20 protein-coding genes are annotated in these 23,017 nt (G+C 64.1%); 10 read left to right on the top strand and 10 right to left on the bottom strand.

Translation table 11 applies throughout. From position 1 onward, the window contains the following. Positions 1 to 30 precede the first annotated feature (30 nt). From NLY37_RS30215 to NLY37_RS30200, 4 genes are all read left to right on the top strand, one after another. On the top strand, positions 31 to 678 hold the full coding sequence (locus tag NLY37_RS30215; RefSeq protein ID WP_023740491.1) for a hypothetical protein: 648 nt from the start codon (positions 31 to 33) through the stop codon (positions 676 to 678). 31 nt (positions 679 to 709) lie between these two features. Continuing rightward, the gene (locus NLY37_RS30210; RefSeq protein ID WP_023740490.1) at positions 710 to 1,444 is read left to right on the top strand and encodes a 16S rRNA (uracil(1498)-N(3))-methyltransferase; all 735 of its coding nucleotides are present in this window, start codon (positions 710 to 712) and stop codon (positions 1,442 to 1,444) included. 114 nt (positions 1,445 to 1,558) lie between these two features. After that, positions 1,559 to 2,932, top strand: a complete 1,374-nt coding sequence (locus NLY37_RS30205; RefSeq protein ID WP_023740489.1) for a glutamate--cysteine ligase — start codon at positions 1,559 to 1,561, stop codon at positions 2,930 to 2,932. Between the two features lie 90 nt (positions 2,933 to 3,022). Then, entirely contained in the window at positions 3,023 to 4,084 is a 1,062-nt protein-coding gene (locus NLY37_RS30200) for a DUF937 domain-containing protein (RefSeq protein WP_023740488.1), read from the top strand. Between the two features lie 234 nt (positions 4,085 to 4,318). Here the strand turns inward: NLY37_RS30200 and NLY37_RS30195 are convergent, their stop codons facing one another. Then, the gene (locus NLY37_RS30195; protein ID WP_023740487.1) at positions 4,319 to 4,609 is read right to left on the bottom strand and encodes a DUF1127 domain-containing protein; all 291 of its coding nucleotides are present in this window, start codon (positions 4,607 to 4,609) and stop codon (positions 4,319 to 4,321) included. A 178-nt stretch (positions 4,610 to 4,787) separates the two neighbouring features. Here NLY37_RS30195 and NLY37_RS30190 point away from each other — a divergent pair, with 178 nt between their 5' ends. Next, complete coding sequence (locus tag NLY37_RS30190; RefSeq protein WP_023670561.1) at positions 4,788 to 5,744, top strand: LysR substrate-binding domain-containing protein; 957 nt, start codon at positions 4,788 to 4,790, stop codon at positions 5,742 to 5,744. 6 nt (positions 5,745 to 5,750) lie between these two features. Here the strand turns inward: NLY37_RS30190 and NLY37_RS30185 are convergent, their stop codons facing one another. Then, positions 5,751 to 7,949, bottom strand: coding sequence for a bifunctional diguanylate cyclase/phosphodiesterase (locus NLY37_RS30185; protein ID WP_023723354.1), 2,199 nt, complete (start codon positions 7,947 to 7,949; stop codon positions 5,751 to 5,753). Positions 7,950 to 8,040: 91 nt separating this feature from the next. Between NLY37_RS30185 and xseA the strand changes: the two genes are divergently transcribed. Continuing rightward, positions 8,041 to 9,714 (top strand): exodeoxyribonuclease VII large subunit, encoded by a 1,674-nt coding sequence (xseA, locus tag NLY37_RS30180; RefSeq protein ID WP_023686817.1) that lies wholly within the window; start codon positions 8,041 to 8,043, stop codon positions 9,712 to 9,714. An 8-nt stretch (positions 9,715 to 9,722) separates the two neighbouring features. Continuing rightward, positions 9,723 to 10,841 carry a DmpA family aminopeptidase gene (locus tag NLY37_RS30175; RefSeq protein WP_023710136.1) on the top strand — a complete coding sequence of 373 codons (1,119 nt, stop codon included), beginning with the start codon at positions 9,723 to 9,725 and terminating at the stop codon, positions 10,839 to 10,841. A 33-nt stretch (positions 10,842 to 10,874) separates the two neighbouring features. Here the strand turns inward: NLY37_RS30175 and NLY37_RS30170 are convergent, their stop codons facing one another. From NLY37_RS30170 to NLY37_RS30140, 7 genes are all read right to left on the bottom strand, one after another. Further along, positions 10,875 to 11,117 carry a DUF768 domain-containing protein gene (locus tag NLY37_RS30170; RefSeq protein WP_023670565.1) on the bottom strand — a complete coding sequence of 81 codons (243 nt, stop codon included), beginning with the start codon at positions 11,115 to 11,117 and terminating at the stop codon, positions 10,875 to 10,877. A 621-nt stretch (positions 11,118 to 11,738) separates the two neighbouring features. Continuing rightward, a complete protein-coding gene (locus NLY37_RS30165) occupies positions 11,739 to 12,632 on the bottom strand; it encodes a sugar phosphate isomerase/epimerase family protein (RefSeq protein WP_023740486.1) in 894 nt (297 codons plus the stop codon). 66 nt (positions 12,633 to 12,698) lie between these two features. Further along, the gene (locus tag NLY37_RS30160; protein ID WP_023670567.1) at positions 12,699 to 13,637 is read right to left on the bottom strand and encodes an ABC transporter substrate-binding protein; all 939 of its coding nucleotides are present in this window, start codon (positions 13,635 to 13,637) and stop codon (positions 12,699 to 12,701) included. A gap of 76 nt (positions 13,638 to 13,713) precedes the next feature. Then, positions 13,714 to 14,706, bottom strand: a complete 993-nt coding sequence (locus NLY37_RS30155; RefSeq protein WP_023740485.1) for an ABC transporter permease subunit — start codon at positions 14,704 to 14,706, stop codon at positions 13,714 to 13,716. After that, the gene (locus NLY37_RS30150) at positions 14,703 to 16,199 is read right to left on the bottom strand and encodes a sugar ABC transporter ATP-binding protein (protein ID WP_050588383.1); all 1,497 of its coding nucleotides are present in this window, start codon (positions 16,197 to 16,199) and stop codon (positions 14,703 to 14,705) included. Before NLY37_RS30150 ends, NLY37_RS30155 begins: the two co-directional genes overlap by 4 nt. Before the next feature lie 44 nt (positions 16,200 to 16,243). Further along, positions 16,244 to 17,623, bottom strand: a complete 1,380-nt coding sequence (locus NLY37_RS30145; protein ID WP_023740483.1) for an FGGY-family carbohydrate kinase — start codon at positions 17,621 to 17,623, stop codon at positions 16,244 to 16,246. After that, positions 17,620 to 18,402 carry a DeoR/GlpR family DNA-binding transcription regulator gene (locus NLY37_RS30140; protein ID WP_023701285.1) on the bottom strand — a complete coding sequence of 261 codons (783 nt, stop codon included), beginning with the start codon at positions 18,400 to 18,402 and terminating at the stop codon, positions 17,620 to 17,622. The genes NLY37_RS30145 and NLY37_RS30140 overlap by 4 nt, the downstream gene beginning before the upstream one ends. A gap of 193 nt (positions 18,403 to 18,595) precedes the next feature. On the opposite strand from NLY37_RS30140, the gene NLY37_RS30135 reads away from it, so the two are divergent. From NLY37_RS30135 to NLY37_RS30125, 3 genes are read left to right on the top strand one after another with little or no spacing between them, the layout of a single operon-like run. Further along, positions 18,596 to 19,639, top strand: a complete 1,044-nt coding sequence (locus NLY37_RS30135) for a class II aldolase/adducin family protein (protein ID WP_023740482.1) — start codon at positions 18,596 to 18,598, stop codon at positions 19,637 to 19,639. Continuing rightward, the gene (locus NLY37_RS30130; protein WP_031245854.1) at positions 19,623 to 20,912 is read left to right on the top strand and encodes an FGGY-family carbohydrate kinase; all 1,290 of its coding nucleotides are present in this window, start codon (positions 19,623 to 19,625) and stop codon (positions 20,910 to 20,912) included. Before NLY37_RS30135 ends, NLY37_RS30130 begins: the two co-directional genes overlap by 17 nt. Then, a complete protein-coding gene (locus NLY37_RS30125) occupies positions 20,909 to 21,760 on the top strand; it encodes a TIGR01459 family HAD-type hydrolase (protein WP_023740481.1) in 852 nt (283 codons plus the stop codon). Before NLY37_RS30130 ends, NLY37_RS30125 begins: the two co-directional genes overlap by 4 nt. 74 nt (positions 21,761 to 21,834) lie before the next feature. Here NLY37_RS30125 and NLY37_RS30120 read toward each other — a convergent pair whose 3' ends face one another. Then, on the bottom strand, positions 21,835 to 23,016 hold the full coding sequence (locus tag NLY37_RS30120; RefSeq protein ID WP_031245852.1) for a hypothetical protein: 1,182 nt from the start codon (positions 23,014 to 23,016) through the stop codon (positions 21,835 to 21,837). Between the last annotated feature and the right edge of the window lies 1 nt (position 23,017).

The raw sequence follows: 23,017 nt of genomic DNA, 5'->3' as shown, positions 1-23,017 counted from the left end.
GCAGCCAAGATGCGTATTCGGGAGAGAGCTATGCCACTGCAGAACCGGGTCGATCCGTTCGGCGCCATCCATGCCATATCCGAGCGCGGCCTGTTCACCGGCAATCGCGGCATCATCCACGATCCTGAGACCAAGACGCTGCTGAAAAAGCGTTGGGCCTTGCCGGCCTGGATCATCTGCGTTTGCGAATTCCGCAATGTGCGACGCGAGCCGATGGGCAGGAACAGGCCGGGCGGCAGGGCCGGCTGGACCGAGTTGTTCTTCCTCGACGAGGTGACGGCGCTGGCCGCCGGGCACCGTCCCTGTTTCTATTGCCGGCGTGAGCGAGCCACGGATTTTGTCGGGCGTTTCGGCAAAGTCTTCGGTGTAAACGAACCGCGCGCGCCAATGGTGGACAAGCGGCTGCACAAGGAGCGGCTGGCTTCCGGCGGCAAGCCACCTGATGTCACCATGGGAGAGCTTGCCGGATTGCCGGACGGAGCGATGATCGCGGATGGCGGCTCGGCTTATGCGCTGCGCGGCGGCAACGCGCTGCCCTGGTCGTTCGCAGGCTATGGCGATGCGGCGGCCTTCGACAGCCTTGCCGGCCGGTCGCTGCGCCTGCTCACACCGGCCACGACCGTTTCGGTGCTGCGGCACGGTTTTGAACCGGTGTGGCATCGTTCCGCCGAGACTTGACGCCAGGCACCGCCTCGCCCATTCCTCGGCGATGCGCGCCAATTACAAGATGCAGCGGCTGTTCGTGCCGGACGACCTCGCGGCAGGCATCGAATTCGATGCCGGCCAGCAGCAGAGCCATTATCTCACGCATGTGCTGCGGCTCGGCGAAGGCGCCGAGATCCTGGTCTTCAACGGCCGCGACGGCGAGTGGTCGGCGGCGATTGCCACCAGGTCGAAAAGGGCGGTGCGGCTGAAGGTGCTGGCCTCGCAGAGACCGCAACCGCCCCTGCCTGACCTGATCTATTGCTTCGCGCCGCTGAAACAGGGCCGGCTAGACTATCTCGTGCAGAAGGCGGTCGAGATGGGCGCCGGCATCCTGCAGCCGGTGATCACCCAGCACACGCAAGTGGCAAAACCCTCCATCGACCGGCTGCGCGCCAATGTAGTCGAGGCGGCCGAGCAATGCGGCATACTGGCGGTGCCGGAAGTGCGCCAGGCCGAGAAATTCGAGCGCCTGCTCTCCGGCTGGGACAAGGAACGCCGGCTTATCTTCTGCGACGAGGATGCCTCGACCAACAACCCGCTGCCGGCATTGCAGGCGGTGCCGGAGAGGAAGCTGGCGCTGCTGGTCGGGCCGGAAGGCGGCTTTTCCGACGACGAACGCAAGATGCTGCGGGCGCTCCCCTTCGTCACTGCCATCCCGCTCGGACCGCGCATCCTGCGCGCTGACACAGCAGCTGTAGCGGCGCTTGCGGTGATGCAGGCGACGGTCGGAGACTGGTAAGAAGCGTAAAGATCAATTCCTGTTGACCTGTGGCTCAGGATTTTTCGCTTGATCGGCTGCTGACATTTCGTCCATTTAGCGCCGGCGGGCTCCGAGAGCCGCAGAGGGGGCCCCATGGCGCGCGACACAACCGATTTCCGGCCAATCGAAGGCATCGACGAACTGGTCGAGCATCTGGCCGAAGGCAACAAGCCGCGCGACAAGTGGCGCATCGGGACCGAGCACGAGAAGTTCCCCTTCTATGTCGACGGCAACGCGCCGGTGCCTTATGGCGGCGAGCGCGGCATCCGCGCCATCCTCGAAGGCATGCAGCAAAAGCTCGGCTGGGACCCGATCATCGATGACGGCCGCATCATCGGCCTGGTCGAGCCGACCGGACAGGGCGCGATCTCGCTGGAGCCTGGCGGCCAGTTCGAGCTGTCGGGCGCGCCGCTGGAAACGATCCACCAGACCTGCCGGGAGGGCAATGCGCATCTGGCGCAGGTACGCGAGATCGCCGAGCCGATGGGCATCCGCTTTCTCGGCCTCGGCGGCAGCCCGAAATGGTCGCTGGCCGAGACGCCGAAAATGCCGAAATCGCGCTACGAAATCATGACCCGCTACATGCCCAAGGTCGGCACCAAGGGTCTCGACATGATGTATCGCACCTGCACCATCCAGGTGAACCTCGACTTCGAAAGCGAAGCCGACATGCGCCGCAAGATGCAGGTGTCGCTGAAGCTGCAGCCACTGTCGACGGCGCTGTTTGCCAACTCGCCCTTCACCGATAGCCGGCCGAACGGGCTGCAGAGCTGGCGCGGCGACATCTGGCGCGACACCGACAACCAACGCTCGGGGCTGCTCGAATTCTGCTTCTCGCCCGAGTTCGGCTTTGCCGACTATGTCGAATGGGCGCTCGACGTGCCGATGTATTTCGTCATCCGCGACGGCCACTATCACGACATGACGCACATCACCTTCCGCCAGTTCATGGCCGGCGTTGCCCGCAATGAAGTACCGGAGGGACTGCCCACCATGGGCGACTGGGCGAACCATCTGTCGACGCTGTTCCCCGACGTCAGGCTGAAGCGCTTCCTCGAAATGCGCGGCGCCGATGGCGGGCCGTGGCGCCGCATCTGCGCGCTGCCGGCCTTCTGGGTCGGGCTGCTCTATGACGAGGCCGCGCTCGACGCCGCCGAGGCGCTGACTTCGAGCTGGACCTATGAAGAAACGCTGGCGATGCGCAATGCGGTGCCGGAACAAGGCATTTCCGCGCCGTTCCGCAACACGACGCTGCGTGAGATCGGCCGCGATGTAATGACCATTTCGCGCCTTGGGCTGAAAAATCGCGGCAGGAAGAACCGCGACGGCTATGACGAGACCTCGTTCCTCAACACGCTGGACGAAGTCGTGGCGCGCGGTACCACCAGTGCCGAGGAAATGCTGTCGGCCTACCACACGCGCTGGGGCGGCTCGATCGAGCCGGTGTTCATGGAATATGCGTATTAGCGTCGCGCCTTGAGCAGCGGCAAAAGCCGCTTCAATCGAACATCGAAACGAACTAGGTTCTCCCTCGAGGATTTCCGGGAGGAGAAACCGATGCCTACCTTGTTCGACATATTGGCGCAGGCGCAGAACGGCAACGGCATGCAGGCGCTTGCCCAGCAGTACGGGCTTTCCATGCAGCAGACGCAGGCGGCTGTCGCCGCTCTGCTGCCGGCCTTCTCGCAAGGGCTGCAACGCAACACCGCCGATCCCTATGGGCTAGGCGCCTTCATGACGGCGATGGCGAGCGGCCAGCACGCCAAATACTTCGAGGACGCGACCAGGGCTTTCTCACCGCAAGGCGTCAATGAGGGCAACGGCATTCTGGGTCATCTGTTCGGCTCGAAGGAGCTGTCGCGCGCGGTGGCCAGCCAGGCCGCGCAGGCGACCGGCGTCAGCCAGCAGATCCTGCAGCAGATGCTGCCGGCCATCGCTTCGATGGTGATGGGCGGATTGTTCAAGCAGACGACAAACCAGTTGACCGGGGGTCAGATGCAGGCCGCCGGTGGCTTCGGCGCCGGCAGCAATCCGCTCGGCGAGATCATCGAACAGATGATGCGGCAGGCGAGCGGCGGGGCACAGCCTGCGCCGCAGCCAGCACCCAATCCTTACGGTGAGAACCCGCTGGGCAAAGTGCTGCAGGACATGTTCGGCGGCGGCGCCCAACAGCCGCAAAGCCAGCCGCAACAGGCGCCCAACCCCTATGGCGACAATCCGCTGGGCAAGGTGCTGCAGGATATGTTCGGCGGTGGCGCGGCACAGCAACCGCAGGGCCGGCCGCAGCAGCCAACACAGCCGCAACAGACGCAGAGCCCTTACGGCGACAACCCGCTGGGCAAGATTTTTGAAGAGATGATGCGGCAAGGCGGTGGTGGCGGCTTCGGCTTGCCCGGTGGGCAGCCGGCGCCGCAGCAGCCGCAAGCACCCCAGCCGCGACAGGCACCGCAGGAGCGCCAGGCGCCGCAACCGCAGGCCAATCCGAGCGGCAGGCCACGCAATCCGTTCGACGATATTTTCGGCAAGATGTTCGAGACCGGCGCCCAGCAGCGCGACGAGTATCAGAAGGGCGTGGAAACGATCTTCGACCAGTTCAAGCGGGACATGGACCGGCGGTAGTTGGCGGTAGTTGGGCGCTGACCTTCGCGGCTTCGGAGCAAGGAGCGAAGCGACGCGGCGCAGACCGCACGATGACGACGGAGCTTTAAAAGAAAAAGCCCGGTCCTGGAGGAGGACCGGGCCAGTGTGCAGGCTGGCCGGCGGGGAACCGGCAGGGAGTGGGGAGCCTGCTATACTCGTTGGTCGCGGCGAGCCTGAGAAAGGTTCACGGCAACCGAAACAATGCGCCCGATATCACGCTATCTGGCGGGCGAGATCTTCGATCGTATCGGCACGATCGATCGCAATCGCACGCAGCTTCACGGTCGGATCGGCGCCGAACGGCACATCGATGGCGACATGGAGGTCCGCGCGCGTCAGGCCGATATCGGCGAGTTCGGCGTCCGACATCTCGCCAAGGCGATAGAAGGCGCGGCGATTTTTCCAGGCCTGGTAGGCATTGAGAAAAGTGTTGGCCACGCGCGTCGCAACGGCCGGACGCGAGGTGATGCGCGAGGTCTCGGTGGCGAAATCAAACGTGGTCATGTCGGTCTCCTTCAGACTCGAACTGGACAAGACCAGGCGATCGGCGCTGGGGACAGCGGCCGTTCCGGTCTCGATTCACATGCTTTCATGTGGACAATGTGAATTTGCCACGCACCGATTGATTAATCCAACGAATGTTTCTAATCTTTAGCATCAACGCTAGTGATGGATTGGACCGATGAAAGCGCCGCTCGATCTCGACCAGTTGCAGACCTTCATCTCGATTGCCGATACCGGCAGCTTTACCCGCGCGGCCGAGGAAGTGCTGCGCACGCAATCGGCGGTGTCGATGCAGATGCGCCGGCTGGAAGAGCGGATCGGCAAGCCGCTGTTCGAAAAGGACGGCCGCACCAACAGGCTGACTGAGGAAGGCGACAAGCTGCTCTCCTACGCGCGCCGCCTGCTCTATCTCAACCGCGAAACGCTGGCCGCCTTCGATGACCAGCGGCTCGAAGGCACCATCCGCATCGGCACCCCCGACGACTATGCCGACCGGTTCCTGCCCGAAATCATGGCACGCTTCACACGGTCAAATCCGCGCGTCGAACTGACTGTCATCTGCGAGCCGACACCAGGCTTGGTCGAGCATATCAAGCGCGGCAATCTCGATCTTGCGCTGGTGACGCACAATGATACGCGCGGCCAGTCGGAAGTGGTGCGGCGCGAGCCGCTGCTATGGGTGACCTCGGCCAACCATGCCACGCACGAACAGGAAGTGCTGCCGATGGCCTTCGGCCGGCCGAACTGCATCTGGCGGCGCGCCGCCGTCGATGTGCTCGACCGGCAAAGCCGCGACTATCGCATCCTCTTCACCAGCTTCTCGGCGACCGTCATCACCGCCGCGGTGCTGTCGGGGCTGGCGATCTCGGTGCTGCCGGAATGCGCGCTGCGGCCCGGCATGCGAGTGCTGGGCGAAGCCGACGGTTTTGGCGCCCTACCCGACTGCCGCATCGGCATCATGCGCGGCCAGACCTCGCGTCCCGAAATCGTCGACGCGCTGGCCCGGCACATCTCGGAAAGCCTCGACAATATTTCCGTGCCGCTCGGCGAAGAAACGGGAAGCTTCGATTTCGCCTCGCTCGCCTTCGCCAAGATGAAGCGGAGCAAGCCGAACCAGATCCTGCCTGGCTGGTAGGAACGATCAGGCCGACGCTGCCGCCTCCGTCGTTGCGTTGGCCGACGACAGGCCGGGCAGCGCCACCAATTGCGCCGGCTCCAGCGGCGGCGACAAGAGGTAGCCCTGCAGCTGCTGGCAGCCCATGGCGACCAGCAGCGCCTTTTGCACCTCGGTCTCTACGCCCTCGGCGGTGACCTCGACCTTGAGCGCGCCGGCGAGATCGATCAGCGCCTTGACGATGGCGCCCGAATTGCCATCGCCGTCGAGAAGCCGCACGAAGGAGCGGTCGATCTTGAGCTTGTCGATGGCATGGCGGCGCAGATAGCTCAGCGACGAATAGCCGGTGCCGAAATCGTCGAGCACAATGCCGACGCCCGACTGGCGCAAGGCTGCCAGAGCCGCTCTGGTGGTGTCGTTGTTTTCCAGGAGAACGTTTTCGGTGATTTCGAGCTGCAGGCGCTTCGGCGCCAGTCCGGTTTCGGCGAGGATCGAGGCAACCTCTTCGGCAAAGCCGGCGTCGCGCAATTGCAGCGGCGAGACATTGACGGCGAGCCACGGCAGTTTGGTCTTCACGGCGAAGCGGCAGGCTTCCAGCAGGGCCCATGCGCCGAGCTGCCCGATCATGCCGCGTTCCTCGGCGATGGCGATGAACTGCGCCGCCGGCAGTGCGCCATGGACCTCATGCGCCCAGCGGATCAGCGCCTCGGCGCCGACAATGGTCTTGCCGTCGCTGGCAAAGACCGGCTGGTAGGCGAGCTTGATACCGGTGCCGCCATTCAGCGCGCTGCGCAGCTCGCTCTCGACCTTGCGCTTGCGCAGCAAAAGGTCGTCCATGTCGCCGGCGAAGACCTGGTAGCGGCCACGGCCGTTCTTCTTGGCTTCGTAGAGCGCGATGTCGGCCTTGCGCAGCAGATCGTCTGCGTCGGCATCAGGGCCTGTCGACAAGGCTATGCCGATGCTGGCGCTGATAAAGACCTGATCGTCCATCAGCTTGAACGGCTCCTGCAGTTTCTGCAGCACCCTCTCGGAAATATCCTCGGCGTTCCTTACGTCGCGGACATCGATCAGGATCACCGCGAATTCGTCGCCACCCAGTCTTGCCACCGTGTCGACGTCGCGAACCGTATGCTGAAGCCTGGCCGCCGTCTGGCGCACGAGTTCGTCGCCTGCCGGGTGACCAAGCGTGTCGTTGACATGCTTGAAGCGATCTAGATCGAGATAAAGCAGCGCGACCTTGCTTTCATTGCCGGAGGTAAGCAAGGCACGCCGCAGCCTGTCCTCGAACAGTGCCCGGTTGGGCAGGCCGGTGAGCGTGTCGTGAAAGGCGAGATATTGCGCCTGGGCCTGGCTGGTCTGCAGCGCCGATGACGCACGGCGCAGACGCCGGAGCAGAAAGGCGAGCACGCTCGCCGCAACCAGCGCGGCCAGAGCCAGGGCCGGGCTGGCCTTGCCCACCAGCGTCAGGCCGGGCCGTTCCTGGTCCCAGGCAATATAGCCGAGGATGACACCCTGTTTGTCGATAAGCGGAATGGCAGCCGAGCCAAGCGGCTGAGCCATCGGCAGGAGATGCGCCCCCGCCAGCAGATATTTCTGCGCGATCTTGCCGATCACCGCGTCGTTGATGAACTCTATGGAGACATGCAGATATTCGCTGCCGGATGCCTGGGTGACGCGATCCGAACTCGGCACCAGAGGCATGACGCTGAGTATGGCAGGCTGACCGCCAAGCGAGACCAGATCGTCGGCAACGAATTTTGCGCCGGCCTGGCTTGCGTCCTTGCTCATCATCTGGCGCAACCTGGCGATGGTCGGCCGCAAAGCGGGTTCGTCCTCGCCAAAGACGGCAGGCGACACGACCTTGCCTTCGCGCATGGCGTGGACCGGCCGGTTGGCGTTGTCCAGCACATAGACCCGGTTGTGGCCGTAATACGAGTACATCCAGACGCTGAAATTCTCGGCCATCCAGGTCTGGTTGCCGGCCTTGGCGTTTATAACGGAATCATCCCAGACGGCGACGCTTTCCTGCTCGCGCTTTACCGCGGCGATCTGGTCCTGCAGGCCGTTGGCAAGGAAAACCTTCTCCCGCTCGAGCGAGACCCGGTCGGCCTGCATGGTGGCGTAAAGGCCGAAGCCGACAACGATGGCCAGTGCAAAAACGGCAAGCGTCAGCACCGTCAGGGTGACCTGGAACGTCAACGGGCTGCGTTGTTTGCGGGCGCTCATGCGTCCTCCTTGGCCCAGAGTCAATCAGGCCAGGCTTAAGATCAAGTTATGGAATCTTGACGCGGAGCGACAACAGCCGCTCAATCGGCCGATGAGCGACGCAGAATCCGAATCACGAACCAATGCCACCGAATACACGGTGAGCGAGATTTCCGGCGCGCTGAAGCGCACGGTCGAGGATGTCTTCGGCCATGTGCGGGTGCGCGGCGAAATTTCCGGCTATCGCGGGCCGCACTCTTCCGGCCATGCCTATTTCACCCTGAAGGACGACCGCGCGCGGCTCGATGCCGTGGTCTGGAAAGGCACGATGAGCCGGCTGAAATTCCGTCCCGAAGAGGGGATGGAGGTGATCGCCACCGGCAAACTCACCACCTATCCCGGCAAATCCAACTACCAGATCGTCATCGACAATCTAGAACCCGCCGGCGCCGGGGCGCTGATGGCGCTTTTGGAAGAGCGCAAGCGGCGACTGCAGGCCGAAGGACTTTTCGATGCCGGCCGCAAGCGGCGGCTGCCGTTCATGCCGCGCACCATCGGCGTCGTCACCTCGCCGACCGGATCGGTGATCCGTGACATCATCCATCGCATCAAGGACCGCTTTCCGCTGCATGTGCTGGTCTGGCCGGTAAGAGTCCAGGGCGAGACGGCGGGGGCGGAAGTGACGGCCGCCGTCAACGGCTTCAACGCGCTGGCCTGGGATGGCGCGATTGCCCAGCCCGACCTTCTGATCGTGGCGCGCGGCGGCGGCAGCCTCGAGGACCTCTGGGGGTTCAACGATGAAGGGCTGGCGCGCGCCGTCGCCGCCTCGCGCATTCCGGTGATTTCGGCCGTCGGGCACGAGACCGACTGGACCTTGATCGACCTCGTCGCCGACATGCGCGCACCGACGCCGACAGGTGCGGCGGAGATCGCGGTGCCGGTGAAAGCGGACCTCGAAGCGACACTAGCCAGTCTTGGCGCACGGCTCAAAGCAGCTACCTTGCGCAATTTCGAACGCAAGCGGCAGGCCTCGCGTGCGGCCGCCCGCGCGCTGCCCTCGCCCGACCAGTTGCTGGCGCTGCCGCGACGGCGGCTGGACGAGGCGGCCAGCCGGCTTAGCCGGGGGCTGATGGTCTCCACCGAAAGAAAGCAAGCTCGGTTCTTCGCCGTGAAGCTCACTCCGGCAACGCTGTCGCGGCGAATTGCCGAGGCGCGACGCACCAACGACCGCAACCTTTTGCGCGCTCAAGGGGCGCTGCGCGCATTGGCGAGAGCCCGGCGCGCGGAGTTGAATCGTGCGGCGGATCAGTTGCCAAAATGTGCGAAAGCATCCCTGCAACGGCACAGGCAGCAACTGGCTTTGCTGCAAGGCCGCATTACGATCGAGCCAACGGCACGGCGGCAAACCGTGCAGAGGGATCTGCTGACAGCTTTGACGAGACGCGGCACGCAAGCGGTACTGCTCAGGCTGGAGCGACTGCGCGGCCGCATCGTCCAATCCGAGAGGCTGATGGCAACGCTGTCGCACAAGGCTGTGCTGGCCCGCGGCTTCGCGCTGGTCAAGGATGCCGACGGCGCGGTGATCAAACTGGCAGTTGATGTGGCGCCGGGCGCTGGCCTGCAGCTGGAGTTCGCCGACGGCATCGTAAATGCAGTCGCGACCGGCGACGCCGAGCGGGTGCAGGCCGTTGCCAAACCAGCGGCCACGCCGCCCGCCAGCAAACCCGCTGCAAAGCCGACGGCCAGCAAACCGAAAGAGCCGGGCAATCAGGGCTCGCTTTTTTAGAGGACCGCATGACCGGACATGACCCGCATCTTCAAACGCCGGCGGGCAAGCCGCGCGCGCGTGCTTTCGGCATTGCCTTCGAGGGCACGCCGGGCGGCTTCAACGCCATCACCGATGTGCTCGGCGTATCGGTCGGCTATGCGACGCTGATTTCCGGCGAGGGTCTGCTCAAGGTTGGCACGGGGCCGGTGCGCACCGGCGTCACCGCCATCCTGCCGCGGCCGTTGGCTGAGCTCGCCACGCCGGTGTTTGCCGGTGTCTTCAGCCAGAACGGCAATGGCGAGTTGACGGGGTCGCACATTATCGAGGAAGTCGGCGCCTTCAACCTGCCGGTCACGATCACCAACACGCATTCCTGCGGCGTTACCCGCGACGGCACGCTGCGCTGGATGCAACGCGTGCTGTCGGCGGCGCTCGACAGCGGCTGGGGCCTGCCGGTTGCGGCGGAGACCTATGATGGTTTCCTCAACGACATCAACGGTCATCACGTCGGCTTCGAACATGTCGAAGCCGCGCTCGACGGTGCCGCCGGTGGAGCGATCGAGGAAGGCAGTGTCGGCGGCGGCACCGGCATGATTGCCTTTGGCTTCAAGGCCGGCTCGGGCACGGCATCGCGCATCGTCGAGTGGCAGGGCATCAGGCATACGGTCGGCGTATTCGTGCAGGCGAATTTCGGCAAGCGGCGCAATTTCACACTGCGCGGCGCCCGCGTCGGGCCCGATCTGGTAGAGCCCGCGATGCGCGAAGGCACGCCGCGTGCCGAAAAGGGCTCGATCATCGCCATCGTCGCCACCGATGCGCCATTTCTGCCGCACCAGATGAAGCGGCTGGCAAAGCGCGTGCCGCTCGGCATCGCCATGACAGGCGGCTTCGGGTACCACAGTTCGGGCGACATTTTTCTGGCCTTCACCACCGCCAATCCGCAAGCAGCACTTGCACCATCGGGACGAACCGCAAACGTCGCTTACATCCCGGACGTCGATATCGATCCGTTCTTCGATGCGGTGGCGCAAGGCGTAGAGGAGGCGATCCTCAATGCAATGGTCGCCAATGAGGATATGAGCGGACGCGACGGCAATTTCGTGCCGGCGCTGCCGAAGGCCTGGCTGAAAGATCGATTTGGATAGAGGACAAGGCCTGGCGGCACCAGGCCTGTTGCGTCACGGTTTGGCCGCGTTGCTCTGGTCGGCCTCGGCCGCCTCTTCGAGCCGCGATGCGATCAGTTCCTGGATGTCGCCGACTTCTTCCTGGATATCTTCCAGCGGAATGCCGACCTCAGCGGCCTTGGCCGCGCACTCCTTGGCGAGGGTCTCGGCCTGCTTCTCGATCTTTACCGGCGAGTGCTGGCAGTGGACCTTTTCACCGATCCATCCGCGCAAGAACTCGATCGCATGTTCACTCATACTGCTTTTCCCTGGCGGCTATGCCGGTTGGTAACCGTAAACGTCCGCACCCGGTAAAGGATGCATGCTGCCATTCGAACCGAGTCGGCTTCGCCCGGCAAGTTGATCTTGTCGGAGGTCCGAAGAGCCGAATGAAGGGAAGGGTTCAATGAGCACGTTCTGATTGTTTGATAGAGTGGTACGTTGGCCGGGATCGGCTTCGGCTCTATGCTATTGTTCTTACGATCTTTTCCTGCTGTCGACGGCCGATTTGTATCACAATAGGGATCACAACGCGTAACACATTTTCTGCTGCTTCGTGGTACACCGCCACAGCTACACGGTCGAAGCCGCCGCTATATAGTGACATCATTATGCGATGTCGACTCTATCAGCCATCCTGCTTCCTTCCGCCGCGCTGTGTCAAACGTCATCCCCGTCCAGTATGGAGATCGGATGGCCCCGGAGGGCGTATGAAGATGTTGATTTTATTGCGTTTCGTGAGCCAAAATCAGCGAGCTCTCGTCAGCGTCACCCCGCTCGACTGCCTCCGCCACACTCAGCGCCTCCGACGTCGATTCCTTGCACGTAACGCGCGGGCCGGATGAACGACAACATTGGCGCTTTGGCAGCGCGCTCCTGCTAAGGACGATGTCTCGATGCGACAAGCTCTGCCTTGCGCTGCGCCGTCTCCAGCCCGATTGAGATGAAGGCGCGCGCATGCCGGGCCAGTTCCATATTGTCGGCCCACAGATTGCGCCAGATCGCGGTCTTCCGTGAGAGGTTCTCGTCCACGATCGTCGACGAGAAGGATTCAAAGCTGAGGTCGTCCCTATAGCCGATTGCGGTCAGCGCATCGAAGATGGCGGCAAAGTCGATATTGCCGGTGCCGAGGAAACCGCGATGGCTCTCGCCGATATGGACATAGCCGATCTTGTCAGCGGCATGGCGGATAGCCAGTCCGACATCGGCCTCCTCGATGTTCATGTGGAAGGTATCGAGATGCAGGAAGATGTTGTCGGAGCCGGTGTCCGCGATGAAGGCCAGGCCCTGTGAAGCGGTGTTGAGCAGATTGCTTTCGAAGCGGTTGACGATCTCCAGATTGAGCGTGACGCCGGCTGCCTTGGCCGTCTCCGCAACCTTCGCAAGTGTCCCCGCGCTGCGGTTCCACTGATCGCGCGTCGGCGCCTGCGTCTGCAAGCCGTGGCTGGTGCTGAGGATGCCGCCAATCTTCTGGCCGCCGAGATCGCGGGTGAGCGCGATCGTCTCGTTGAGGATCTCGACGCCGCGCGCGGCAACCGCCTTGTCGGCACTCGAAATGTCGCCGTCGGCCGGCAGGCCGATGCTGATCGCGACGCCGAGCTTGAGGTCGGCGATGCGCCTGGCCAACCCGCCAACGTCGACATTGGCCGGGTCAAGATAGGAGAACTCGATCAGGTCGAAGCCGGCCTCTCTGGTGTTGGCCAGCGTGCGTTCGAGGTCGCCTTGCGCCGAACTCGCCGACCAGACGAAGGAATGAATACCGATGCGCGACATGATCGTCTCCCGTTTCTGGAATTGAGATGCGGCCGGGTTGCCCCGGCCGCATCGGCCTTGGGAGGCTTAGCGGGCTGCGGTCCAGCCCTTGTAGTCTTTCAGGTTCTCGGCCGTGATCAGCTTCGGGTCGAGCAGCACGGTCGGCTCCGCCGGCTTCTTGCCGGCAAGCAGCTCAGCCGCCATCGTCAGCGACTGGCCAGCCATCACGTAGGGATCCTGCGAAGCCGAGGCCTTGATCATCGAGGTGCCGGAAGCGAGTTCCTTCTCGATATCGGGAGCGCCATCCACTGCGGTGAAGATGAACTCCGAGCGATTGAGCTGCTTGGCCGCAAGCTGGGCGCCGATCGCCGTCGGATCGTTGATGGCAAACACCGCATCGATCTTGTCGAAGCGGGTGAGCAGCGACTGGAAGACCTTCAGGCCGCCGTCGCGCGAGCCTTCGGCATTCTGATCGTCGGAGAGGATCTTGATGTCGGGGTGTTTTGCAAGGACGTCCTTGCAGCCCTTCACCCGCTCCAGGATCGACGACGACGCGGGGCCGTTGAGGATAACGTAGTCGCCCTTGCCGCCGGTGTGGTCGACCAGATACTGGCAGGCCTCTTCGCCGGCCTTGACGTTGTTGGTCATGACGGTGACGTCGGCGCCCGGCGCCGAGACGTCGAAGGCGGCAACGACGATGCCCGCTGCTTGCGCCTTCTTCACCGCCGGGCCGATCGCCTTGGCATCGACCGCATTGAGCATGATCACGTCGACCCCGGCGGCGATGAAGGAATCGACCTGAGAGACCTGCTTGTTGAGGTCGTAGTCGGCCGACACTGAGGTTACCTCGACCTTCGGGTTGATCTTCTTGGCCGCGTCCTCGATGCCCTTGATGGTGGCGACGAAGAAGGGGTTGCCGAGCAGGCCGACCGAGATGCCGACCTTGTTGAGGTCCTTGGCCGATGCGGGCGCGATGGCGGCAGCCGCGAGTGCGACGCCGCAGAGCAGTTTAGCGATGGTCTTCATTGCTTTCCTCCAATTGCCCCGCGCCTCTCACGGTGCGTTACACAAACCGGTCGTTTACGCCGGCGACCAAGGTCAATCACGTTCTCGCTCCTGCCTGGAGCCTGTAGCGGTCGAGGGCGACTGCCACGATGATGACCAATCCCTTGATGATGTACTGCCAGATGTCCGAGACACCGGCCAAGATAAGCCCGTTGGAGAGCACCGCTATGATCAGGCCACCGATCAGCGTACCCCAGATCGAGCCGACGCCGCCGACGAAGCTGGTGCCGCCGAGAATGACCGCGGCAATGGCGTCGAGTTCGTAAGACTGCCCAAGCTGCAGCCCGTTGGCCGCATAGAGCCGGGCCGCTGACATGGCGCCGCCAAGGCCGGCCAGCAGGCCGGAAACGCCATAGACAAAGAGCAGCACCAGCGGCACCTTGATGCCGGTCAGCCGCGCCGCTTCGGCATTGCCGCCAACGGCATAGATCCAGGTGCCGAGCACGGTGCGCTTGAGCACCAGCCAGGACAGCACCACGACCGACAAGGCGATGATGACCAGCCACGGAATGCCGAACAGCGAACCGTTGCCGATGAAGTCGAACGGCAGGTCCGAGTTGAACACCGTGGTGTCCTGGCCGAGCAGGCGGGCGACGCCGCGCACAGCGGTCAGCGACCCCAGCGTGACGATGAAGGGCGGCAGTCTGATATAGGCGATCAGCAGCCCGTTGATGACGCCGAAGCCGAGGCCGACGAGAATGGCCGCCGGCACGCCCAGCAGTCCCCAATCGGGCACCAGCGACACCATCACCGCCACCATCGCCGAGGCGGCAAGTATCGAGCCGACGGACAGGTCGATCCCGCCGGTCAGGATGACGAAGGTCATGCCCGCTGCGAGCACGATGTTGATCGACGATTGCTGCATGACGATCAGCAAATTGGTCTGGGTGAAGAAGCGCGCGTTCATCAACTGGAAGCCGACCGCCAGCAGGATCAGGATCGGCAGCATGCCAAGGGCGGCGAAGGCGGTGCGCAACCGCCGGCTCCTGCCGACAGCCTGGCCACTGATCTCGGTCGCCTTGTCGGTCATCCCTTGGCCGCTCCCGTTGCAAGTTCCATGATTGCTTCCTGGCGCAGCGGCTGGTCTTTGGACGCCGTCACGTCGCCGGCGATCGTGCCGTCGCGCATTACCAGCACGCGGTCGGCGACGCCGATCACCTCCGGCAGTTCGCTGGAGATCATCAGGATGGCGATGCCCTTTTTGGCGAGATTGTCGATCAGCCGGTAGATTTCCGACTTCGCTCCGACATCGACGCCGCGCGTCGGTTCATCCAGGATGACCACTTGCGGCTCGGTCTCGAGCAGGCGGGCAAGCAACACTTTCTGCTGGTTGCCGCCCGACAGCGAACCGGCATTGGCCTGTACCGACCTGGTGCGGATGGAGAGATCCGAAACGGCCGTGGCAGCACGTCTCTCGGCGGCTTTGAAATCCCGCAAGCCGCCGGGCCGCGCATCCCTAGCCAGCACGCCCATGCTGATGTTGTCGGATATCGACATGTCGAGAAACAGGCCGAGTTCCTTGCGGTCCTCGGTGAGATAGGCGATGCCGGCATTCAGTGCCTCGCTTGGCGAGCCGATGGTTACTGGCTTGCCGTCGAGTTCCAGCGTGCCGGCGATGCGTCTGTCGGCACCGAAGATCAGTCGCGCGAGTTCGGTGCGGCCCGAGCCGACAAGGCCAGCCAGAGCCAGCACCTCGCCCTTGTACAGTTCGAAGGAGCAGTTCTTCAGGAGATTGCCGTCTGCCATGCCGCGCACCGACAAGGCGACCGCGCGCTTGCTGTCCGGCGGGCGATGATCCTTCCTGTAAAAAGCCGACAGGTCGCGGCCAACCATCATCGAGACGAGGCGCGAGGCGTTCAGCTCGGCGCGCTCGAGTGTGCCGACATAGCCGCTGTCGCGCAGCACGCTGACACGGTCGGCCAACTGGTAGACCTCTTCCATGCGGTGGCTGATGTAGATGATGGCGATGCCTTGCGACTTCAGCGTCGCGATGACCTCGAACAGACGGTCGGTCTCGCGCGAGGTCAGAGAGGTGGTTGGCTCGTCCATGACGATGATGCGCGCGCTGGTCGAAAGCGCGCGGGCGATTTCGACCAGCTGACGCTCGCCGAGCGACAGGCTGGAAACCTGGGCTCTTGCGGTGAAGGACACGCCGAGACGCTTGATGATCTCATTGCTGCGCCGGTAGCATTGGTCGCGGTCGACGATGCCGAAACGCCTCGGCTCATTGCCGAGGAAGATGTTCTGCGCGACCGTCAGGTTGGGCGCCAGCGACAGTTCCTGATAGATAACCGCAATGCCGTGAGCCCGCGCCTTGATCGGGTCGCCGGTGGCGACCGGCACGCCGTCAATCAGTATCTCGCCGCCGGCATCAGGCCGATAGGCGCCGGACAGCACCTTCATCAAAGTCGACTTGCCGGCACCGTTTTCACCCATCAGCGCATGGACTTCTCCGGCATGGACGGTCAGCGACACGTCCTGCAAGGCGCGGACTGGCCCGAACGTCTTCGAGATGTGCCGCATTTCCAGCACTGGCTGGCGCGTGACTTCGGCCTGAGCAGCGACGATCACCGTGCGCCTCCCGCTGCCGCGCGGGGGATGCCCTGCTCGCCGATGAGGCCACGCCATGTGTCGCGATATCGGGCAAGTCCGGTGAAGCTTGCGGCACGCACGGGCTCCGGCACTTCCGCGGCAAATTCGCGGCCGACGGTCTCGAGGGCCAGCGCCGCCGCCCCGGTGGCGCTGCCCTCCAGTGTGGCCCCTTGCAGGAAGGCCTGGCTGGGACGCAGTTGCGCCACTAGCCCGGCGAGCAGGCCGCCAGCGTTCAGTCCGCCATCGACGATCACGGTGTTGTCCGAATGGATCTGGTCGAGGCAGAGGTCGACCATCAGCGCGACGTAGAGCAGCGCCACGGCTGCGCGTTCCTCGGCGCTTGGCATGCGGCCGACCAATTTGCCGGCGCGGCCGGGCATTGGGCCGCCCGGCGCGAAGCTCGGCAGCGCCATGCTGCCGGCGTTGATCACCCGCTGCACTGTCGCCAGCGCGATCGCGCCTTGCCAGCTGTCGCTGATCGTGGCGAATTCGCGCCCGCCCATAAAGCGGATGGTCGGCACAGGGCCGCCGTCGACATCGACATTGACCAGCATGTCGCGCTGGCCATCGAGCGCGTCGAGCAGGCAATCCGGATTAAGCACGACGACCCAGGTGCCGGTCGAGACGACGGTGACCGGGCCAAGCTCCTGCCGGCGATAGGCATGGAGCGCGGCATTGCTGTCATGGACACCATTGTGGATGGCGATCCGCCGCTTCGTGTCGCCGAGGCGTTGCTCGCCGATAACCGAGCCCGCCCGCTCGAAGGCGGGCATCCGGTCGCGCCAGCCCTCGATGTCGACCAGCGAACTGAAGTCGCGCTTGCGCGGCGCCCATAAATGCGAGTGGCAGCCGAGATAGGACACTTCCGAGACCGCCCGGCCGCCAAACCGCCAGCTCCAGTATTGTGGATAGCCGAGGATCGATTTCGCGGCCGTGAATGCACCGGGTTGCACCGCCTGTAGCCACAGCATGTGGCGACCGTAGTTGAAGCCGAGCGGCAATCGCGGCGAGAAGGTCTCGGTGAAATCCGGAACGAGGCGATCAATTTGCGCGGCAATATCAGCCGGCGGCTCTTGCTCGTAATCGAGTATCGGATGCGTCAGCGCCGCCTCGTCGACCAGGGCAAAGGTGCAGCCATGGCCCGACACCATCACGCCCTCTACGCCATGGATGTCGGCGGCCTCGCTTACGGCGCGAACCGCCCAATCGTGAAGTGCTGCCTCATCAAGCACGCTGAAGCCATCTTTGCGCATCCAGTTCGGCCGGGTCCGGCGCTCGTCGACGATGCGCCCGTCCTGAGCGAAGACGAACAGCTTCGAATTGGTCTTGCCGAAATCGAGGACGGCCATCTTCACTGGATGGCTCCCGAAGCCGAGGCGATGCGCACCATGACGCCCGCGTCTTCCAGCATGCGCGCGTCGACGTCGGACAGGCCGTCATCGGTCACCAGCGTGCCGATGCGCGACAAGGGCAGCGCGATGTTACGGGCGTGGATCGACAGTTTGCGGCTGTCGGCCAGCACCACGATCTGGTCGGCACACAGGCTGAGATCGGCGATGGAGCGGACCAGCAGCGGGTGCGATTCCAGCACGCCCTCCTGGCCAAGGCCTTGCGCGCCGAGAAAGAACTTCGATGCGTAGAACGGCTCCGCCTGGGTCGGTGAATGGATGATGCCCGGCTCACGATGCAGATCGCCGCCGGCAACGGTCAGGCTGCAATGGCCGTGGTCGCTCAGATAGGCCGCGAGCGGCATCGAATTGGTATAGAGACGGATGCTGCGCTCAGCCAGCTTGACCCCAAGGTGGAAGCAGGTCGAACCGCCATGCACGATGACCGCATCGCCGTCGCGCACCATCGTGGCCGCGAGAGCGGCGATCTGCCGCTTGGCCTCGACCGCGAGGTCGCGGTTCTCGTCATAGGGTCTGGCATAGGCAACACCCGCCTGTGAAGCGCCGTCGAGCGCCGAGATGCCGCCATAGACCTTCCGTGCTTCACCGGCCTCGTCGATCTTGTCGATGTCGCGCCGCACCGTCGCCGCCGACACGCCGAGCTGCTCCTGCAGTTCGCGCACCGACGCGAAGGGACGATCCCGCAGCAACTCGACGATCTGACGCTGGCGGCCGGAGTCGCTCAATCGTTTTTCCTCCCAGGAGCCGTTTTTGCCACGGCATTTGACGCAACTTACTCAACATCTTTCCGATTGCAAGAACCTTTGATGACATTAGATCACTATTGACGTAAGTCGCTCGCATCTGCGATACACATCAACATCCCACGACGGGTATCCGAAGCTGCGATGCTGGCGGAGCTGATAGAGGAAATGCGCCATGGCGACCTATGCGGATGCGCAGGAAATGGCTGCCTTGCGGGCGCTTTCGGCCAGCATCGGGCGCAATCCAAACCTGACCCAGGCCGCCGGCGGCAACACCTCGCTGAAAGCCGGCGACACGCTGTGGATCAAGGCTTCCGGCACATGGCTGAAGGATGCGCTCTCCGAAGACATCATGGTCCCGGTGGCGATGGCGCCGCTGCTCAGGGCTGTCGAACAGCGCGACAGCGCCGCCGACCAGCCGCAGATCTTCGCCATCGAGACGCTCAACGCCCGGCGCCTGCGCCCTTCGATTGAAACCACCGTTCACGCGCTGATGCCGCAGCGCGTCGTCCTGCATGTCCATTGCGTCGAAACCATTTCGCTGGCGGTACAGGCCAATTGCGAGGTGGAAGCCGCCAGACGCCTTGATGGTCTCAAATGGGCGTATGTTCCTTATTTCCGGCCAGGCCTGCCGCTTGCCCAGGGTATTGCCGAGCGGCTTCAGGCTGGGGTCGACGTGCTGATCCTTGCCAATCACGGGCTGGTCGTCGCGGCCGATACCGTCGCCGAGGCCGAAGTGCTGCTGCGCCGCGTCACGCTGCTTCTGGCGCGGCCGGCGCGCCAAGTGGCGGAACCGGATGTTGCGGGATTGGCGGCGCTGGCCGGGAAAACCGGTTACAGGCTGCCGGCGGAAATCGAGGCGCACGCGGTCGCCATCGATCCCGAAAGCCGCCGCATGGCGTCCGGGGGCAGCCTCTACCCCGATCACGTCATCTTTCTGGGTCGGGGGTCGGTGGTGGCAAACCCCGGTGAGGATGTGCCGCGCGTCATCGAGCGGTGCGGTGCAAACCCCGTGGCGATCCTGTTTCCCGGGCTGGGCGTGCTGATGCGCGGCGATGCCAGTGCGGGCGCCGACGCCATGCAACGCTGCCTTGCCGACGTGACGGCACGCATCGACATTGCAGCGCGGCTGAACTACCTCACCGCCGCCGAGAACGATGAACTGGTCAACTGGGACGCCGAGAAGTATCGCCAGAAACTCAATGCCGCCAGCCGCTGACACGCCGCTTGCCATAGGCATCGACATCGGCACGTCCGGCGCGCGCGCGGTCGCCATGCGTCCGGATTTTTCCATTGCCGCGCGTTCCGCCGTTTCGCTCGAGTTGTTTGGCCGGAATGCCCGCGACCCTGCAGTGTGGTGGTCAGCGGTCGGCGCAGCGCTGGCGGAACTGCTTTCGGGCATCGACCGAACAGCGGTCCGGTCGATCGCTGTTGACGGCACTTCAGGTACGTTGCTGCCGGTCGACGGCGCCGGGCGGCCGCTGGCCGAGCCGCTGATGTACAACGATACGGTCGCCGACAACGCCATTCTGGTCGCGATCGCTCGCGAAGCCCCAGCGACCAGTGCCGCACTTGGGGCGACGTCCGGTCTCGCCAAGGCGCTCTGGTTCCAGCGCACGCCCGGTGTTGCCGCGGTGCTGCATCAGGCGGACTGGATCGCGGGACAATTGTCCGGTCGCTTCGATGTCAGCGACGAGAACAATGCCTTGAAAACCGGTTACGACATCACGGCCCGCAGCTGGCCGGACTGGATTGCGGCCACCGAAATGCGCATGGAGTTGCTGCCCGGCGTCGTCAGGCCGGGCGATGTCGTCGGCAAGCTAACCGCGGATGCCGCGGATATGTTCGGCTTACCGCGCGAAATCGCCGTCGTCGCCGGAACGACCGATGGCTGCGCCTCGTTCCTGGCGACAGGTGCTGCGGCAATAGGCGACGGCGTCACCGTGCTGGGGTCGTCGTTGACCGTCAAGATCCTGTCCGACCGGCCTATCTCGGCGCCACGCTTCGGTATCTACAGCCATCGGCTTGGAGATGTCTGGCTGGCGGGCGGCGCATCGAACTCCGGCGGCAAGGTGCTGACACAACATTTCCCTCTGGCGCGCATCGTCGAGCTGAGCATGGCGATCGACCCGATGACCGAGACCGGCCTCGACTACTATCCTCTTGCCACTGCAGGCGAACGCTTTCCGATCGCCGATCCGGCACTGCCGCCGCGTCTTGTGCCGCGACCGGTGGAGGACGCCGACTATCTGAAAGCCATGTTGGAGGGTATCGCCGCCATCGAGGCGCTCGGCTATGACAGGCTCGCAGAGCTCGGCGCGCCGCGGCTGACGTCGGTCAGAAGCGTCGGCGGCGGTGCGGCGAATGCCGCCTGGACGGCGATCCGGCAGCGCAGACTTGGTGTTGATTTCCTGCCGGCGCTTTCGCACGAAGCCGCCGCCGGCACGGCGCGGCTGGCGCTGACGGGCGCAAGCGCGGCGGGGCTTCTATGAGCGCGAAAACAGTCGAACACCTCAACGGCGTCAACCAGCTGGCCGAGCGCTATGATTTTTTCCTGCTCGATCAGTTCGGCGTGCTCCATGACGGCGCCAGCCCCTATCCAGGGGCGGTGGAAGCACTGTCGGCGCTGAAGCGCGCCGGCAAGACCATTGTGCTGATCTCGAACTCCGGCAAGCGGGCGGGGCCCAACGAGAGCCGGCTGCTAAAGCTCGGCTTCGAACCGGGAAGCTGGGACCATTTTGTTTCTTCCGGCGAGGTCGCGTGGGAGTTCTTCCACGACATGGCGGTATCCGGAAAGCTACTGCCACACACGAAATGCCTGTTGATAAGCCGCGACGATGACCGCTCGGCGATCGAAGGTCTGCCCTTCGCATTGACCAAGGACGGTGACGATGCCGGGCTGGTGCTGATTTCGGCCAGCGAGGGCGACCGCTACGATCTTGAGCACTATCGCCGGCTTCTTGCGCCGGCTGCGGTGCGGCAGGTGCCATGCTTCTGCACCAACCCTGACAAGATCATGCTGACGGCAGTGGGGCCGCGCTTCGGCGCCGGCCGGCTGGCGGATCTCTACGAGGACCTCGGTGGTAGCGTCACGCGTATCGGCAAGCCTTACCCCACTATATTCGGCGCTGCGCTAGCGGTGGCAGGCAATCCAGACCGCAGCACTGTGGTCTGCGTCGGCGACAGCGTCGAACACGACTTCGCCGGCGGACTTGCTGCCGGCGTGGCCACGGTGCTGGTTCTGTCAGGAATATTGGCGGACACACCTGACCTGTTCGACCTATTCGACACGATGGACGCCTACCCGGATTACACCATGGATGGCTTCAGGTTTCGCTGATTTGATTAACCCGGCAGCGCTCGCGCCCGAATCCGGCCTCAACGCCTCGTGGCCACGAGCATTGGCCGGCTGGCTCAAGACTGCCGAACAGCGCGGATCCAGTCGAGCCGCGCGGCTGGAATGAGGCCGTAATTGTAGAAATTGACGCCGTCGACACCGGGCGCCAGCGCCGGCTTCACCTTGGCCGCGAGGATGTCGGGGCCGGCCATTTCCGGATAGAACAGCCGATAGCCGGTGCCGAGGAATTTGTCCGCGCCCAGTGCCGCACGGCCGGCCGCCGTCAGGCTGGCGACATCGCCGGCCTGCATGTCGTAGGCGCACAGGATCGCCCCGTCGCAGACCTTGCCCAGCGCTGCCAGGTCGCAACCGCCAAGCCAGCCGTCCTTCAGATCGATAATGACGACCCGCGTCGTGGGATCGGCTACCTCGCGCAGTTCGGCGACCAGGCTGGTCACTGGCTCGAATCGCCACAACAGATAGGCATGGAGCTCCGGCCACGGCGCAAAGGCGTCGAGGCCGCAGGCGGGAAAATCGGGAAAGCGCCGCTCAGGCACCGCACGCTCGCAGGTCTCGACGATCCATTGCCTGGTGAGCTTGCGCGCCGCCTCGGCATCGATGCCGGCTTTTGCCGCACGAGCGACGCAGGACGGACAGAAGCACAGAGACAAAAGAAAATCCTCTTCCGGCGTCAGCCCGACACCGTCCTTCTCGTGATGGTATTCATGGGCAAAGCCCATGAAGGACGGGCTTTCAAGTTCTATCCGGTCCGGCCGGTAGCTGTGCGAGATGTCGGCGATCAGCGCGCGGACATAGGCGCGCGCATCGGGATGGGAGGGGCAGAGATTGTAGTAGTTGGCATCGCCGAAGGCGTTGCGGGTGACGGCCTGCGGATGCAGCATGCCCAAGCGGGTGTTGTGCAGGCAGACCGTCCAGCACGAAACGCCTAGCCCACCCGCGTCGCGACTGCGGATGAGCTGACCGAGCACGTCGCCGCCCTCGGTGATCACGTCAGCCACCTTCGGCTGGATGGCGAGACTTCCCCAGCGCGCAGCGGTCGGCTTGAAATAGATGGTGCCGTCCTCAGGGAAATAGGCCTTGCGGCGCGGGCTGCGCGGCTGCAGGAAGCGCCCGGCATGATAGGATGTCGCCAGGCTGATCATGTTGAGCCCGGCGCGCTCGACAAGATCACGTTCGACCGTCTCCAGGCCGAGATCCTGGATGTCCCAGGGATAGGTCCACATGGACAGTTGCTGCATG

The sequence above is a fragment of the Mesorhizobium sp. C395A genome (assembly GCF_030323205.1).
GTDB lineage: Bacteria > Pseudomonadota > Alphaproteobacteria > Rhizobiales > Rhizobiaceae > Mesorhizobium.
The sequence above is the reverse complement of the archived record's forward strand: the minus strand, read 5'-3'. Positions and strand labels throughout refer to the sequence as shown.

Bases quoted from the DNA above. Each gene is read 5' to 3' on its own strand.
- NLY37_RS30130 (WP_031245854.1), top strand. From the start codon at position 19,623: ATGCCGCCAGCCGCTGACACGCCGCTTGCCATAGGCATCGACATCGGC.
- NLY37_RS30215 (WP_023740491.1), top strand. From the start codon at position 31: ATGCCACTGCAGAACCGGGTCGATCCGTTCGGCGCCATCCATGCCATA.
- NLY37_RS30135 (WP_023740482.1), top strand. From the start codon at position 18,596: ATGGCGACCTATGCGGATGCGCAGGAAATGGCTGCCTTGCGGGCGCTT.
- NLY37_RS30165 (WP_023740486.1), bottom strand. From the start codon at position 12,632: ATGTCGCGCATCGGTATTCATTCCTTCGTCTGGTCGGCGAGTTCGGCG.
- NLY37_RS30170 (WP_023670565.1), bottom strand. From the start codon at position 11,117: ATGAGTGAACATGCGATCGAGTTCTTGCGCGGATGGATCGGTGAAAAG.
- NLY37_RS30175 (WP_023710136.1), top strand. From the start codon at position 9,723: ATGACCGGACATGACCCGCATCTTCAAACGCCGGCGGGCAAGCCGCGC.
- NLY37_RS30195 (WP_023740487.1), bottom strand. From the start codon at position 4,609: ATGACCACGTTTGATTTCGCCACCGAGACCTCGCGCATCACCTCGCGT.
- NLY37_RS30160 (WP_023670567.1), bottom strand. From the start codon at position 13,637: ATGAAGACCATCGCTAAACTGCTCTGCGGCGTCGCACTCGCGGCTGCC.
- NLY37_RS30200 (WP_023740488.1), top strand. From the start codon at position 3,023: ATGCCTACCTTGTTCGACATATTGGCGCAGGCGCAGAACGGCAACGGC.
- NLY37_RS30185 (WP_023723354.1), bottom strand. From the start codon at position 7,949: ATGAGCGCCCGCAAACAACGCAGCCCGTTGACGTTCCAGGTCACCCTG.
- NLY37_RS30120 (WP_031245852.1), bottom strand. From the start codon at position 23,016: ATGCAGCAACTGTCCATGTGGACCTATCCCTGGGACATCCAGGATCTC.
- NLY37_RS30210 (WP_023740490.1), top strand. From the start codon at position 710: ATGCGCGCCAATTACAAGATGCAGCGGCTGTTCGTGCCGGACGACCTC.
- xseA (WP_023686817.1), top strand. From the start codon at position 8,041: ATGAGCGACGCAGAATCCGAATCACGAACCAATGCCACCGAATACACG.
- NLY37_RS30125 (WP_023740481.1), top strand. From the start codon at position 20,909: ATGAGCGCGAAAACAGTCGAACACCTCAACGGCGTCAACCAGCTGGCC.
- NLY37_RS30190 (WP_023670561.1), top strand. From the start codon at position 4,788: ATGAAAGCGCCGCTCGATCTCGACCAGTTGCAGACCTTCATCTCGATT.
- NLY37_RS30205 (WP_023740489.1), top strand. From the start codon at position 1,559: ATGGCGCGCGACACAACCGATTTCCGGCCAATCGAAGGCATCGACGAA.
- NLY37_RS30155 (WP_023740485.1), bottom strand. From the start codon at position 14,706: ATGACCGACAAGGCGACCGAGATCAGTGGCCAGGCTGTCGGCAGGAGC.
- NLY37_RS30150 (WP_050588383.1), bottom strand. From the start codon at position 16,199: ATGCGGCACATCTCGAAGACGTTCGGGCCAGTCCGCGCCTTGCAGGAC.